Here is a 15427-nt window from a genome sequence, read left to right on the forward strand (position 1 = left end):
GAGCCTTCTGCGAAATACTCAGAAACCGAACTTGCTGGCAGTCTCCTTGAGGGTCTCGGCAGAACGCTTCAGAGCTGCCAGCTCGCCGTCGCTCAGAGGGGTGTTGATGTGGGTATTGACCCCTTCGCGGTTCAGCACGCTGGGCACCGACATGCACACGTCAGAGATCCCGTGGAAATCCTCCAGCAGGGAGCTGACCGGCAGGATCCGATCAGTGCCGTTCAGAATGGACTCGATGATATCCACACCTGACATGGCAATGGCGAAGTTGGTCGCCCCCTTGCCCTCGATGATCTGGTAGGCGGCATTCTTCACCTCCTGGTGGATCTCTTCGCGCTTGGCTGCGTCCAGCGGATCGTGTCCGGGCAGCTCCATCCAGTCGCACATGGGCACACCGCCGATAGTTGCCGAGCTCCATAGCGGGACCTCGGAGTCGCCGTGCTCGCCGGCGATGTAGGCATGGACGTTCTTTACATTGACCCCGGTCTGCTGGCCGATCAGATAGCGCAGGCGGGCGGAGTCCAGGTTGGTGCCCGAGCCGAACATCTGGTTGACCGGCAGCCCGGACAGCTCCAGCGATACCCTGGTAACGATGTCGACAGGGTTGGTGATCAGCAGGAAGATGGCGTTGGGAGCCACCTGGACCATCTGAGGAATGATGGACTTCATCATGTTGATGGTGGCACCGGCAAGGTCAAGCCGAGTCTGCCCCGGCTTCTGCCTAGCCCCGGCAGTGATGACCACCATGTCGGCATCAGCGCAGATCTGAGGATCGTCTGAGCCGTCAATGGAAACCGTGGGGTAGAAGCTGGATCCGTGCTGCATGTCGCGGACCTCGGCCTCAACACGCTGGGCGTTGATGTCCTCAAGGACGATCTCCCGAGCCACACCGCGCTGGGCCGCCGAGAAGGCCAGGGTCGACCCTACGGCACCGGCTCCTACGATCGCTAGCTTGGTTGGCTTGATTGATGATTCCGCCATAGTTTTATGGACCTCTCTTATCGGAACCCGGGAAACGGGTTTGCCGCTGACAACATAGGTAGTCTACCCAGCATAGATGACCTGAGGCGTACCTGCCCTCAAGAGCTCAGCCCGGCTGATGGCGTGTCACGACCCGGAGCCTGCACAGACTTCTGGTCAACGGCCTGGTCAAGCACGGCAGCCGCCAGCCGATCGTCTACATCAGCGCTAAGCGCAACCCCGTCGGCTCGATATTCCAATGAGTCCACCCGTCCCAGCTGCCGCACCTGCTCCAGCAGGGAGCCACTGGTGTATGGCAGGATGGCCTGAACGTGCACGGCGGGTGCAGGCAGAAGTTCCTCCACCCGCCTGCGCAGAGACTCCAGGCCCTGACCCTGCCTGGCCGAGACCAGGAAGGCGTCAGGTTCAAGGTTGGCGAGCCGCTGCCGGGCATCCCGATCAATCAGATCCACCTTGTTGAAGACCAGCAGACGGGGGATGGACTCGGCGCCGGGGATGTCTGCCAGCACGGCATCCACGGCCCTGATCTGTCCGAAGGGATCGGGGTGGGAGCCATCCACCACATGAAGGATCAGGTCGGACTGCCCTACCTCTTCCAAGGTGGATTTGAAGGCCTCTACCAGCTGAGTGGGCAGTCGGCGGACGAACCCGACCGTGTCCACGTAGACGTAGAGTCTGCCGTCTGCCGCCTTGGTGCGCCTGACAGCCGTGTCCAGGGTGGCGAAGAGGGCGTTTTCCACCAGCTCCTCGGACCCCGTGAGCCTGTTGGTCAGCGAGGACTTGCCTGCATTGGTGTATCCAACTACGGCAACGGCCGGCAGCTGATAGCGCCGACGCGATCCGCGTTTGACCTGGCGAGAGGGGGCCATCTGAGCGATCTGACGCTTCAACCGAGAGATCCGCCGCCTGATGACCCGCCGGTCGGTCTCGATCTTGGTCTCCCCTGGGCCGCGGGAGCCTATGCCGCCAGCCTGCCCAGCAGCCTGTCCCCCGGCCTGACGGGAGAGGGATCCGCCCCAGCCGCGCAACCTGGGAAGCATGTACTCCAGCTGAGCCAGCTCCACCTGGGCCTTGCCCTCACGGCTGGTCGCATGCTGGGCGAAGATGTCCAGAATCAAGGCCGTCCTGTCGACCACCTTGACCTTGGTGACGTCCTCCAGGGCCCGTCGCTGGGAGGGATGTAGATCGTCATCGGTGATAATGGTGTCGGCACCCAGCCGGGCCACGATATCTGCAAGCTCCCGCGCCTTGCCCGAACCCAGGTAGGTGGCAGGATCGGGTTTGACCCGCTGCTGGAGCAGTCCGTCAAGCACCTCGGCTCCGGCGGTCCGCGCCAGGGCGGCCAGCTCGCGCAGGGACTCCTCGGCCTGACCAACCGTGGTCCGCGAACCAGACCAGACGCCGACCAGGACCACTCGCTCCAGACGAACCTTGCGGTACTCCACTTCGGTCACGTCCTGGAGCTCGCCCAGCCCCTCGACATGGCGGAAAGCATTGCGCCGGCTGCGCTCCTGCCACTCCTGAGCCAGGTCCTGTCCGGCCTGCCCTTCACTGCCAGTCAGCACCTCGGACTTCTGGGAAAGCGGATCCTGGTGGGTATCAAAGGCGGCTGAGCCATGCTCTTGGGTCGGTTTTTCTTGGGTCAAAGGCACCTCTGCACTGATTTCTTGACTGCTCTATGGACTGGGGAATGAATCCGGTATAGGCGGAATCATGACACAGTCTTTATTATCATCTTCTTAGCAGACATCAGCGAGCGCCCGGGGGACGGGCAGAATTTAAAGACGGACAGGATGGACATGACGCATAGGGACCATGGCAGCAGCCGGAGGCAATCCTCCAGGACCGGGGCGAACGGAGGCGAACAGTACTTCGTAGCCCGTCCAGCCTCCCCCGACCAGCGCCGGACCATCCAGGTGGAGCTGGCCGGTCGCACCCGCCAGGTGGAGGTCTCCCACGGGGTCTTCTCATCAGGAAGGCTTGACCTGGGCACTTCGGTCCTGCTCAAACGCGTCCCCCAGCCTCCGGCCGAAGGCGACTTTCTGGATCTGGGCTGCGGCTGGGGACCCATCGCCCTGAGCATGGCCATACAGTCGCCCAAGGCTCGCGTCTACGCTGTGGACACCAACCTGCGGGCTCTGAATTTGACCGCCAGCAACGCACAAACCCTGGGCATTGACAGGGTACGCACCCTGACCCCGGAGCAGGTGCCGGACGATCTGCGCTTCGATCTGATCTGGTCCAATCCGCCCATCCGGGTGGGCAAGGCGGCCCTGCACGACCTGCTGATGACCTACCTGCCCAGGCTGAAGCCCCAGGGCCGTGCCTACCTGGTGGTCCAGCGCAACCTGGGCGCCGACTCCCTGATTCCATGGCTGGCTGAGGCCCTGGGTTCCGGCTGGACGGTGGAGAAGTATGCCTCGGCCAAGGGCTACCGGGTCATCGAGGTGGGCCGGGCATGAGGTTCGAGTATCCCGCCGAGCTGCCCATCAGCGCGGCCAAGGAGGACATCGTCCATGCCGTGCAGTCCTCCCAGGTGGTCATCGTCTCAGGCCAGACCGGCTCAGGCAAGACCACGCAGATCCCCAAGATCCTTTTGGAGATGGGCCGCGGCGACCACGGCCACCAGATTGTGCACACCCAGCCCAGGAGGATCGCCGCCAGAACTGTGGCTGAGCGCATCGCCTCGGAGACAGGCACCAGGCTGGGCGACCAGATCGGCTACCAGGTCCGCTTCACCGACAAGTCCAGCCGAAGCACCCGTCTGCGCGTGGTCACCGACGGCATCCTCCTGGCGCAGATCCAGGGCGATCCCCAGCTGCGGGCCTACGACACCATCATCATCGACGAGGCCCACGAGCGCAGCCTGAACATCGACTTTCTCCTAGGGTACCTGACCGCCCTGCTGCCCAAGCGGCCCGATCTGAAGCTGATCATCACCTCGGCCACCATCGACTCGGTCAAGTTCCGGGACCACTTCGCCAGGGCCCTGCACACCCAGGTTCCCGTGCTGGAGGTCTCCGGCCGCACTTATCCGGTCCAGACGCTCTACGAGCCTGCCGGATCCGCCCCTGCCCTGATGCGGCATGTCCCCGGGTTCGACTCAGAGGAGGGCCAGGACAGGGAAGAGCCGGACATACCCAAGGCGGTGGCCCGGGCCTGCGCTGAGCTGGTCATCCATTCCACTCACGTGGACGGCCCTAGGGACATCCTGGTTTTCGCCGCCGGAGAGCGCGACATCCGCGAGTACGAGACCGCCCTGCGGCGTCACTTCGGCCCACGAACCTCCGACATGCGCCGCCCGGATGCCCTGGAGATCATCCCGCTCTTCGCCCGCCTGTCAGCCAAGGAGCAGCACCGGGTCTTCGAACGCCACGGCCATCAGCGCATCGTCATCGCCACCAACGTGGCGGAAACCTCTCTGACGGTTCCAGGTATCCGTTACGTGGTGGACCCGGGACTGGCCAGAATCAGCCGCTACTCCAAGTCAGCCAAGGTTCAGCGCCTGCCCATCGAGCCCATCTCCCAGGCCTCGGCCGATCAGCGCGCAGGCCGCTGCGGACGTGTGGCCGACGGCATCGCCATTCGTCTGTATGCCAAGGACGACTATGACACCCGTCCCAAGTTCACCGACCCGGAGATCCTGCGCACCTCCCTGGGGTCGGTCATCCTGCACATGCTCTCGGTGGGCGTGGCCCATACAGCCGAAGACGTCAGCGACTTCGGCTTCATCGACCCGCCCGACACCCGTGCGGTCAGCGACGGTCTGCGGGAACTGACCGAGCTGCAGGCCATCTCCCGCCAGCAGGGCCTCATCCGGCTGACCAATCTGGGACGACGGCTGGCCAGAATCCCCATCGACATCCGTCTGGGCAGAATGATCCTGCAGGCCGGCCAGGACGCCACCCCGGACACCCTGGCCGCCGTTGTGGTGGTCGTGGCCTTCCTCTCCCTGCAGGACCCTCGCGAGCGCCCGGAGGAGAAACGCGAGGAGGCCGATAGGATCCATGCCCGCTACGAGGACCCCTCAAGCGACTTCCTGACCGCCCTGAACATTTGGAACCGATTCTTCCCCCAGGACAAGGAACCATCCAACGGGACCCTGCGCAAGGCCTGCAAGCAGGAGTACATGGCCTTTCTGCGCATGCGGCAGTGGCATGACCTCTACCGGCAGCTGGCCCAGATGTGCCGAGGCCTGCACATGAAGGTAGGCTCCCCCGTCCCTGTCAAGGGACCGGACCAGGCCCTGCTGGCCCTGCCTATTGGGCAACAGGCAGCACACGCCCTGGTCTGCTCCTGGGACGACCAGGGCATCCACCGTTCCATGCTGGCCGGCCTGCTCTCCAGCATGGGCATGCAGGTGGTTCACGAACCCAAGGCCTCCGATTTCGCCGGCCTGCATGGCGCGGCCCGGGCCAAGGCCATGAAGCGCGCGCGTCGGCAGGCCAAGAACGACTACCAGGGGGCGCGCGGCACGCATTTCGCCATCTTCCCTGGCTCTGCACTCTCCAAGGCCAATCCGCCTTGGATCATGGCCGCCGAGCTGGTGGAGACCTCCCGGCTCTGGGCTCGCTGCTGCGCGGCCATCGATCCTGCCTGGGCCGAACCCCTGGCCAAGTCCCTGACCAGGACCACCTACGCCGAGCCCCACTGGTCAGCTTCACGCGGTGCCGCGGTGGCAACATCCAAGGTCCTGCTCTACGGTCTGCCCATCGTGCGCGACAGGACAGTCCAATGGGCACGGATCAACCCCGGCCAGGCTCGGGATATGCTTATACGCCAAGGCCTGGTCCAGGGTGACGTGCGCGAACGCTTCCCCCATGACGGCTTCATCCAGGCCAACCGGCAGGTGCTCAGCGAGGCTGGCGAGCGAACCAGCAGAACCCGCCAGGTGACCGGCACCGTCACCGAGGAGGATCTCTACGATTTCTACCAGGAGCGCATTCCCCAGGAGGCCACCTCCCTGGCTGCGCTGGGCTCTTGGTGGCGGCACCACCACGATGCGGATCCCCACCTGCTGGACTTCGACCCTGACAAGGTGGAGCGCCTGAACGACCAGTCCGCCTCCTACCGGCCCGGGGATTACCCCGACCACTGGCACACCCTGGGCACCGACGGCCGGCCCATGGATCTGCCCCTGACCTATCGCTACCAGCCAGGAGAGCCCGACGACGGCATCACGGTTCACATCCCCCTGCACTGCCTGAACCAATTGACGCCAGGGCAGTTCAGCTGGACCGTGCCCGGCCTCCTGGATGACCTGATCACAGCCACCATCAAGTCCCTGCCCAAGGCCCTCCGGGTCCAGTTCGTTCCCGCCCCTGACGCCGCTCGGACTATCCGCGCCTGGATCGACGGCCACTATCCCCTACTGCCCGGCGCCGATACTGCGTCGGCAGAGCAGGCCACCTATGGGTCGGCGGATCAGCCTGCGGACGGAGATGAAAATGGTGCAGGAACCATCCCCGCCGAGGGCTGGCCGGACTTCGAGCAGGCTTTCACCGCCGCAGCCATCGATACTCTTGGAGCCCAGCTGCACCCGGAGGTCTTCACCCAGGACAGGCTGGAAAGACTGCCCGACTACCTGCGGCCCACCTTCCAGGTGGAGGAGGATCGGCGCCACGGCCACGGTTCCAGCCACAAGGGCCATGGACACCCCAAGGTTCTAGGTCGGTCCAAGTCCTTGACTGACCTGCAACGCAGCCTGGCCGGACAGGCCCGGCAGTCGGCACGTTCCAGGGTGGACTCCCAGGCCACCAAGGCCGCCCGTCAGGGCCAAGTGGTCAAAAGCGTCGATCTGCTTCACCAGTCCGGTGCCACTACCAAGCCACGGGAAGAGCTGATCTGGCAGGCCGCGCTGGACAAGCTCCGCCTGCCGGCCCAGCGGATATCCTCGCGCTGGCTGAGCAGAGAGGCCCTGATGCTGGCCTCGGCCCCCTACCCGGACACTTCCGCCCTGGCCGAAGATCTGCAGATGGCTGCTGTAAAGCGCCTTATTCCGCACACCGAGGCCGTCACAGACGACCGGACCCTGCAGGAGGCTGTGGCCAGTGTCAGTCAGGTATACGAGGACACCGTCTACCAAGTGGCCAAGGATGTGGTTGCCGTTCTGGAGACTTCGGCCAAGGTGGACAAGGCCGTATCCGGACCGGCTGATCTCCCCCTGCTCTCGGTCCTGCAGTGGATACGCCAGCATTCGGCAGGTCTGATAGCCAAGGGCTTCATCGGTGTCGATCCCCCCTATGCCCTCCCCCGCCTGCGAACATACCTGGAGGCGGACCTGATGCGTCTGGATAAGGCCCGCAGGGACAAGGACCGTGACGTACGATGGGCATGGCAGGCGCAGACCGCTCAGGATCTGGTGGACCATGCAGTCAAGGCGGCTCAGGCTCTCCCTGCAGGGCCAGGACGAGATAATGCCATGGACCGTGCACGAAAGGGACGTTGGATGATGGAAGAGTACTTCGTCTCCATATGGGCTCAGGAACTGGGAACGGCCATCCCCGTCAGCCTGCAGCGGATCAGAAAGGCGCTGGAAGGGAAGCCATGAGCACAAAGCCATCAGGACGAATACGCAAGGGTGGCACCGAGGACAGAAGAATGACCCTCCGCCGGGCGCAGACTCTGGGGGCCGCCCTGATGAGCATAGTCCTGGTGGTCGCTCTGTGCATTCTAGCCATCCGCTTCGTTTCCTATCGATTGATGGTCGGTCGCGTCATCAGCCACCAGGAGCAGTTGTCCCAAGAATACGTTTTCAACCCAGGCGAAATCATCACCGATCACCGCTTCCATGACACCGTAGGTATGAACGCCGACGACGTCCAGGCCTTCTTGGACCAGAAAGGGGCCTCATGCAATGGATCCACCTGCCTGCGCATTATGCGGATCGATGTCCCTGACCGTCCCGGTGACGGTCTATGTGACGCTTACAAGGGCGGCAAGGGACAGAGCGCGGCTCAGATCATCGACGGAGCCGCTCGCTCCTGTGGGATCAGTCAGAAGGTCCTCTTGACCATGCTGCAAAAGGAGCAGCATCTGGTGGCCACGGACAAACCCGCCACACAGGCCCAGCTCCAGTCGGCCATGGGGCTTTCCTGCCCTGATGATGCAGACTGTGACGCCCGCTACGCCGGATTCTTCAACCAGGTCTACGGGGCCGCCCACCGGTTCCGCTACTATCAGGCCCACCGGGACCAGTACCCATACAAGACCAAAGCACTGAACGATGTACGCTTCAGCCCCGATGCCTCCTGCGGCAGCGGCGAGGTCTACATCGAGAACGATGCCACTGCCCTGCTCTACATCTATACGCCCTACCAGCCCAACGAGGCAGCGCTGCGGGCAGGAGACGGCGAAGGCAACCGCTGCTCCAGCTACGGCAACCGCAACTTCGTCATCATCTATAACAGCTGGTTCGGCCGATCGGACAAATAGGTCACTGGTTCAAAGCCTGGGCAGGTAGTAGGCCAGCTCGTAGGGAGTGACCTGCCGGCTGTATCCGGCCCACTCCCGGTGCTTGTTGCGCAGGAAGTACTCGAAGGTCTGCTCGCCCAGCACCTGGGCCACGAAGTCCGACTTCTCCATGACTTTGAGCGCCGCGTCCAGGCTGTCAGGCAGGGGCTCGATACCCATGGCCTGCCGCTCGGCATCGGTCAGCTCCCAGACATCGTCGCTGGTGGGCTCACCCAGGGTCATCTTCTGCTCGATCCCGTCCAGGCCTGCAGCCAGCAGCACCGAGTAGGCCAGGTAAGGATTGGCCCCCGGATCCAGCCCGCGGAACTCCATCCTGGCCGAGTTGCCCTTGCCTGGCTTGTACTGGGGTATGCGCAGGAGGGCGGATCGGTTGTTGTGCCCCCAGCAGACGTAGCTGGGGGCCTCGGCCCCGCCCCATAGGCGCTTGTAGGAGTTGACGTACTGGTCGGTCACCGCGCAGATCTCGGCCGCATGGGCCAGGATGCCAGCGGCGAACTGCCTGGCCGTCTGGGACATGTTAAACTCCTGGCCCACCTCGTAGAAGGCATTGGTGTCTCCCTCGAACAGGCTCAGATGGGTGTGCATGCCCGATCCGGGCTGGTCAGTGAAGGGCTTGGGCATGAAGCTGGCGTAGATCCCCCGCTCCAGGGAGATCTCCTTGACCACAGTTCGGAAGGTCATGATGTTGTCGGAGGTGGTCAGGGCGTCGGCATAGCGCAGATCGATCTCGTTCTGCCCCGGTCCGGCCTCATGGTGGGAGTACTCCACCGAGATGCCCATCTGCTCCAGCATGTTGACGCAGGCCCGGCGGAAGTCCATCCCCGGACTGCGCGGCACATGGTCGAAGTAGCCTCCCTCGTCGATGGGGGTCGGGGTCTTGGACCAGTCCTCCTGGTTCTCGAACAGATAGAACTCAATCTCCGGATGCGTGTAGAAGATGAAACCCTTCTCCTTGGCCTTGGCCAGCGCGCGCTTGAGCACATGCCGAGGGTCCCCGCTGCTGGGCTCGCCGTCCGGGGTGAGCACGTCGCAGAAGATTCGCGCTGTGCCCTGAGGCCCGCCCCTCCAAGGAAGTATCTGGAAGGTGGACGGGTCAGGCTTGACGATCATGTCGTCCTCGGAGACCCTGGTCATGCCCTCAATGGCTGAGCCGTCAAAGCCCAAGCCCTCCTCGAAAGCCACCTCCAGCTCGGTGGGTGCTATGGCCACCGACTTCAAGGTACCCAGGACGTCGGTAAACCAGAGACGAATGAACCGGACATCACGCTCCTCAACAGTGCGCAGCGCGAACTCCTCTTGCTTATCCATAGAGCTTATGCTCCCATTCCTATATTTCACAGACTTGTTTATAGCGTTAACAATGACCTGAGACCAGGTCGAGTGCCTGCCCCAGGGTGAAGGCCCCCTCATAAAGGGACTTGCCCAGAATAGCGCTGTCCACGCCCCGATCGGCCAAGTCGAGGATCTTGCTCAGGTCATCCAGGCTGGATATGCCCCCCGAAGCGGTCACCTTGGCCGGGGTCCGGTCAGCCACCTGGCCCAGCAGGTCCAGATTGGGGCCAGTCATCATACCGTCACGGGTCACGTCAGTGACCACGTAGCGGCTGCACCCGTCCCTGTCCAGTCGTTTCATGGCCTCGAAGAGGTCCCCGCCCTGTCTGGTCCAGCCACGGGCGGCCAAGGTATGTCCGCGCACGTCCAGACCCACGCAGACCCTCTGCCCGTAACGCTCCAGGACCAGGCTGGTCCACTCCGGGTTCTCCAGGGCCGCCGTACCGATGTTGACCCGTGATGCACCGGCATCCAGAGCTGCCTCCAGGCTGGCATCGTCGCGGATGCCGCCGCTGAGCTCCACCTTGACGCGATCTCCCAGCTCGTTGACCAGGGCGGCCAGCTTGTCGCGATTGTCTCCGGTGCCGAAGGCAGCATCCAGGTCAACAAGGTGGAGCCATTCGGCTCCCTGGTCAACCCAAGCCTTGGCTGCATCTGCAGGCTCCCCGTAGACCTTCTCTGAACCAGAGACCCCTTGCCTGAGGCGGACCGCCTTGCCGTCACGGACATCGACAGCAGGTAGAAGCGTCAGCATCTCATTCACCTTTCTCGGATGGGAGCCTGGAATCCCCGGGAAGGGTCCGCACCCAGTTGGTCAGCAGCCGTGCACCGGCCTGCCCGGACTTTTCGGGATGGAACTGGGTGGCGCTCAAGGGTCCACATTCGTAGGCAGCGACGAATCTGCTGCGCCCATAGGTGGCCCAGGTCACCAACGGCTCACCGAAAGATGCGCCCTGTGAGGCCTTGTCAGACTCCAGCTGGACTGAATCAGGCCGCCTGTCGCGCTTTCGACTCACTGCTGACACTCGCAGGGACATATCAGTCTGCGACCCGCTGGCATGGTCGTCCCCTGGCACAGCCATAGCGGCATAGGAGTGAACGAAGTAGAAGCGCTGATCCTGGACCCCTGCTAAAAGCCGTGTGTTCTGAGGCGCCTGGACATTGTCCCAGCCCATATGGGGCACCACATCGGCGCCAAGCTTGGTCACCCGACCGGAAATCAGGCCCAGACCGGGCTCCTTCCGGCCATCCTCGTCCCCGAACTGGAACATGACCTGAAGGCCTATGCAGACCCCCAGAACGGGCAGGCCCTGGGCCAGACGATCCAGAATGATGCGGTCGCCGCCGACAGCGCGCAGCCCCGCCATACAGGCCCCGTATGCTCCCACACCGGGAATGACCAGGCCGTCGGCCTTCATGGCCAGGTCAGGGTCGGCGCTGATTTGCGCATCAACCCCAAGCTGGGAGAGGGCGTGCACCATGGATCTGACATTGCCGAACCCATAGTCAAACACCTGTATCCTGGTCATGTTCCTCCTAGCCAAGCCTCTTACCGAACATTTACTCCACGCGACCCTTTCGAGTCGATCCGCCGGCCCCAAACCTGGTGTGCGAGGCTATGATGCCCATGGCCTTCTCACGGTTGTAATCTCCCGAGTCGAAGATGGCGGCCCCATCCTGACGCAGCCTATCCACCGTGGTGGTCCCGATCATCAGGTCCTCCACGAAGTCGGCGGTGGCGGCAAAGAGAATGGGCGGCGCAAGCGTCTGTCCTGATTGTCCGCTGATCCAGAGGGTCACTTCGAGCTTGTCTGCTCGGTTGACCGCCAGTATGGCGCTGAGCCCGGATACGACAGTGGTCAGATCGCGGATGGCCGCCTCTGGTCCGTCACCGTCCAGATTCCTCAGGACGGCCACGGCCCCCTCGCGGGCCTGAATGCACCAGGCGGAAATATCGGATATCTGGCAGAAAGCCGCCAGGAGCTCTGCCGAAGCCAGGCGAGTCACCATGATGGCGGCCTTGGCCCGGTTGCCAATCAGACCTTCAAGCTCCTGATCGAAATCAGCGCCAACGCCATCGGCCTCATCCGGTTTCGCTGAATATTCGTCAGCGGACCCGGAATTGAGCCCAGCCTCTTCATTCACGACTGGTCCGGAGCGTCCGGCGGAATCCGCACTGGAATAGCTCCCGGCGGGATGATCCACTTGATCCTGGTTCTCATTGAACTCGGCCTCAAAGCTGGCCAGGGCCCGCTCGACCTCCTCCTCGCTCAGATGATGACCGGAATCCGGCAGGCCCTGATCCTTGCTGTCCCTGTCTTCGTGTTCATCGGCGCTCATAGCGACCCCTTGGTGCTGGGGATGCCCTTCACCCTGGGATCAGGCTCAACAGCGAAACGCAGAGCCCTGGCCAGGGCCTTGAACTCAGCCTCGGCGATGTGGTGCGGATCCCTGCCTGACAAGAGGGTCAGATGCAGGCAGATGCAGGCATGAAGAGCGATAGACTCCATGACATGCCTGACCAGAGAGCCAGTGAAGTGCCCGCCGATCATGGCGTATTCGAACCCCTCCGGTTCGCCGGTGCAGACCGCATAGGGCCTGCCGGAAACGTCGACCACGGCTCGCGCCAGGGCCTCGTCCAAAGGCACGGTGGCATCGGCAAAGCGCTTGATGCCTCGCTTGTCTCCCAAGGCCAGGGCCAAAGCCTCGCCAAAGACGATGGCCACGTCCTCGACAGTGTGATGCACGTCGATCTGGGTGTCACCGCTAGCCTTGATGGTCAGGTCGATCAAGGAATGCCTGCCCAGGGCCGTCATCATATGATCATAAAAAGGAACCGAAGTATCGATATCGGTCACTCCCGTACCATCCAGGTCCAAATTCAGCCTCACTTTGGATTCACTGGTCTGGCGGGTGATGGTGGCTGTTCTGCCTGCCATTGCTGCTCCTCCGCTTTCTGCCGCACACTCCGCTTGCGCCACGGGCCAAAGGCCGTCGTGCCGGTCCGCACTGTGTCTTCTGCGCGGCGTCTAGACCACCAGCATAGCCGTGCCGCTGGTCTGTATCCTCTTAGAGCCGCTTGAGGACATCGACCAGGGTTCGGCGGAATCGATCCATTTCTGCGTCTGTGCCCATGCAGACCCTCAGGTAGCCCTGAGGCCCCACGGCCCGGATCAGCACGCCCTCATCCTTCATGGACTCAAAGACGGCATCGCGGTCGGGGAAGGTGCCGAACAGGATGAAGTTGGAGGCCGAAGGGACCACGGTCAGCGGCTGCCCGTGGAACTGCTGCTCGGTCAGCCACTCAGCGGTCTTCCGACGGGTCTGGCGAAGCTGATCCACCCGAGCCAGCTGGAGGTCCGTATGCTCTAGGGCAGTCAGGGCCGCAGCCTGGGTCAGAGCGCTCAGATGGTAGGGCATCCGAACGATGCGGACCGCGTCGACTACCCCCCTGGACGCAGCCAGGTAGCCCACTCTGGCCCCGGCAAAGGCGAAGGCCTTGGACATGGTCCGGCTGACCGCCAGGTGATCGTACTGTTCGACCAGACTGACCGCTGAGGGCGTGCCCGGGTCGCGGAACTCGATGTAGGCCTCGTCCACAACCACGATGGGCCGGGCGGACGGATCTGCGCCCGATACCCGGACCTTAGAGCATACCTCCAGAAGCCGGGTCAGCTGATCCATGGGCAGGGGCGTCCCGGTAGGATTGTTGGGGCTGGTCACCAGAACCATGGATGGCCCCAAAGCCTTGATGCGCTCGATGGTCTTGTCCATGTCCAAGCTGAAATCAGGCAGCCGGTGGACCAGCTCCCAGCCAGTGAAGGTGTCCCTGGCGTACTCAGGGTACATGGAATAGGTCGGGTCACAGCCCAATGCGGTCCTGCCCGGACCACCGAATGCCTGGAAGAGCTGGAGCATGATCTCATTGGAACCGTTGGCCGCCCAGATCTGCTCGGGTTCAAGTAAGGCTCCTGACTCCTTCTTCAGGTAGGCAGCCAGGGCCCGACGAAGATCCTCATGCTCCCGGTCTGGGTAGCGGTTAAGGCCGGGGGCCACCTGGCGCACGCGCTGGCAGATGGCCTCGACTACCTCCTGGTCCAGTGGAAAGGGATTTTCATTGACGTTCAGGCAGACCGGGACGTCCAGCTGGGGAGCGCCGTAGGGCTCCTCCCCAACCAGGTCCGTACGGAGGGGAAGATCGGCAGGTATGGCACTCACCGCAAACCGGCCTTCTCTTCGTTGGCTTCCAGGTCGGCCTTGTCGTAGGGATCGTCCAGGAACCGGCTCAGGACGCACTCGCCATGGGCGGGCAGATCCTCGGATACGGCGAAATCGTTGATCTTGGCTGCGATCGGCTTGAGTCCCTCTTGGTCGTACTCGATGACTTCCACAGGCTTCATGAAGGTGTGGACGCCCAAGGCCACGTCAAACCGGGCTGTGCCGCCAGTGGGCAGGACGTGGTTGGACCCGGACATGTAGTCGCCCAGGGGCACAGGAGAATAAGGGCCGCGGAAGATGGCGCCAGCGTTTCGAATCCGGTCGATGACGGCATCAGGATCGGTTGTCTGAACCTCCAGATGCTCGGCGGCATAGGCATTGGCCACGTCGATGGACTGGTCGATCCCGTCTGTCAGGATGATTCCCGACTGGTTGCCGCCCAGAGAGGTGCGCACCCGGTCGGCATGCTCGGTTCGCGGCACCCTGCGCTCCAGAGCCTCCTGAACGCCCTGGGCCAGTTCCTGGCTGTCGGTGATCAGCACCGAGCCGGCCAGCTCGTCATGCTCAGCCTGACCGATCAGGTCTGCCGCCACCCAGTCAGGGTTGGCCTGCCCGTCGGCAAGAACGGCGATTTCCGTAGGTCCGGCTACAGCGTCGATGCCCACCGTGCCAGAGACCATCTGCTTTGCTGTTGCTACAAAGATGTTGCCCGGACCGGTGATCTTATCGACCGGATCGCAGAGAATCTCCCCATCCTGCGGCTCGGATCCCCTAGCTCCGTATGCGAACATGGCCACGGCCTGGGCGCCGCCTACGGCATAGACCTCGTCAACTCCCAGGATGGCGCAAGTGGCCAGGATGATGGCAGCCGGCAGACCGCGGGGGTCGTCAGAGGCAGGCGGGGTGGCCACAGCCAAGGAATCGACGCCGGCCACCTGAGCGGGCACCGCATTCATGATGACCGAGGAGGGATACAGTGCCTTGCCTCCCGGCACGTACAGACCGACACGTTCGACCGGGATCCACCGCTCGCTGACCCGGGCGCCGGGGGCTAAGTCGGTAGCCATAGGCTTGGGCACCTGGGTGGCGCAGACCTTGCGAATGCGGGCAACGGACTCTTCTATTGCCGCTCTGACCTTGGGATCCAGCTGCTCCAGAGCTTCCTGCATGGCCGATGCCGGAACCTTCAGATCATGCGGACGCACATGGTCGAACCTCTCCTCCAGATCGCGCAGGGCCGCAGCCCCATGCTCGCGCACCTGGTCCAGTATGGGCTGCACCTGGCTGCTGGCCTCCCGCGTACCCATATCGGCTCGCGGCATGGCGGCGAGGAGTTGAGCGCGGGACATGGTTTTCCCGCGCAGATCCATGGTTCTCATCATGAGCTTTGACATACTTTGATGGTAGTGAACTTTTGTGTCGC

At 63.2% G+C, this 15427-nt stretch carries 12 protein-coding genes; 3 read left to right on the forward strand and 9 right to left on the reverse strand.

The genetic code is table 11. The annotated features are described in order from the left end of the window. Positions 1-18: 18 nt before the first annotated feature. On the reverse strand, positions 19-981 hold the full coding sequence (locus ACGG9J_RS02460; protein ID WP_390133294.1) for an L-lactate dehydrogenase: 963 nt from the start codon (positions 979-981) through the stop codon (positions 19-21). A gap of 98 nt (positions 982-1079) precedes the next feature. Next, positions 1080-2546 (reverse strand): GTPase HflX, encoded by a 1467-nt coding sequence (gene hflX / locus ACGG9J_RS02465; protein ID WP_390135291.1) that lies wholly within the window; start codon positions 2544-2546, stop codon positions 1080-1082. A gap of 228 nt (positions 2547-2774) precedes the next feature. Here hflX and ACGG9J_RS02470 point away from each other — a divergent pair, with 228 nt between their 5' ends. From ACGG9J_RS02470 to ACGG9J_RS02480, 3 genes are read left to right on the forward strand one after another with little or no spacing between them, the layout of a single operon-like run. Beyond that, positions 2775-3443 carry a class I SAM-dependent methyltransferase gene (locus ACGG9J_RS02470; RefSeq protein WP_390133296.1) on the forward strand — a complete coding sequence of 223 codons (669 nt, stop codon included), beginning with the start codon at positions 2775-2777 and terminating at the stop codon, positions 3441-3443. Further along, the gene (gene hrpA / locus ACGG9J_RS02475; protein ID WP_390133298.1) at positions 3440-7531 is read left to right on the forward strand and encodes an ATP-dependent RNA helicase HrpA; all 4092 of its coding nucleotides are present in this window, start codon (positions 3440-3442) and stop codon (positions 7529-7531) included. The genes ACGG9J_RS02470 and hrpA overlap by 4 nt, the downstream gene beginning before the upstream one ends. Further along, positions 7528-8415 carry a hemagglutinin gene (locus ACGG9J_RS02480; RefSeq protein WP_390133300.1) on the forward strand — a complete coding sequence of 296 codons (888 nt, stop codon included), beginning with the start codon at positions 7528-7530 and terminating at the stop codon, positions 8413-8415. The genes hrpA and ACGG9J_RS02480 overlap by 4 nt, the downstream gene beginning before the upstream one ends. 9 nt (positions 8416-8424) lie before the next feature. On the opposite strand, the gene glnA is transcribed toward ACGG9J_RS02480, so the two are convergent. From glnA to hisD, 7 genes are all read right to left on the reverse strand, one after another. Beyond that, a complete protein-coding gene (glnA, locus tag ACGG9J_RS02485; RefSeq protein WP_390133302.1) occupies positions 8425-9762 on the reverse strand; it encodes a type I glutamate--ammonia ligase in 1338 nt (445 codons plus the stop codon). A gap of 46 nt (positions 9763-9808) precedes the next feature. Further along, complete coding sequence (priA, locus tag ACGG9J_RS02490; RefSeq protein WP_390133304.1) at positions 9809-10540, reverse strand: bifunctional 1-(5-phosphoribosyl)-5-((5-phosphoribosylamino)methylideneamino)imidazole-4-carboxamide isomerase/phosphoribosylanthranilate isomerase PriA; 732 nt, start codon at positions 10538-10540, stop codon at positions 9809-9811. A gap of 1 nt (position 10541) precedes the next feature. Next, positions 10542-11315: an imidazole glycerol phosphate synthase subunit HisH gene (gene hisH / locus ACGG9J_RS02495; protein ID WP_390133306.1), complete on the reverse strand. Its 774-nt coding sequence runs from the start codon at positions 11313-11315 to the stop codon at positions 10542-10544. Positions 11316-11346: 31 nt separating this feature from the next. Next, on the reverse strand, positions 11347-12126 hold the full coding sequence (locus ACGG9J_RS02500) for a hypothetical protein (protein ID WP_390133308.1): 780 nt from the start codon (positions 12124-12126) through the stop codon (positions 11347-11349). Continuing rightward, complete coding sequence (gene hisB / locus ACGG9J_RS02505; protein ID WP_390133310.1) at positions 12123-12725, reverse strand: imidazoleglycerol-phosphate dehydratase HisB; 603 nt, start codon at positions 12723-12725, stop codon at positions 12123-12125. Before hisB ends, ACGG9J_RS02500 begins: the two co-directional genes overlap by 4 nt. A 130-nt stretch (positions 12726-12855) precedes the next feature. Then, positions 12856-14004, reverse strand: a complete 1149-nt coding sequence (locus tag ACGG9J_RS02510) for a histidinol-phosphate transaminase (RefSeq protein ID WP_390133312.1) — start codon at positions 14002-14004, stop codon at positions 12856-12858. Beyond that, a complete protein-coding gene (gene hisD / locus ACGG9J_RS02515; protein ID WP_390133315.1) occupies positions 14001-15398 on the reverse strand; it encodes a histidinol dehydrogenase in 1398 nt (465 codons plus the stop codon). The genes ACGG9J_RS02510 and hisD overlap by 4 nt, the downstream gene beginning before the upstream one ends. Between the last annotated feature and the right edge of the window lie 29 nt (positions 15399-15427).

This window comes from Bifidobacterium apicola (assembly GCF_042846865.1).
Classification (GTDB): domain Bacteria; phylum Actinomycetota; class Actinomycetes; order Actinomycetales; family Bifidobacteriaceae; genus Bombiscardovia; species Bombiscardovia apicola.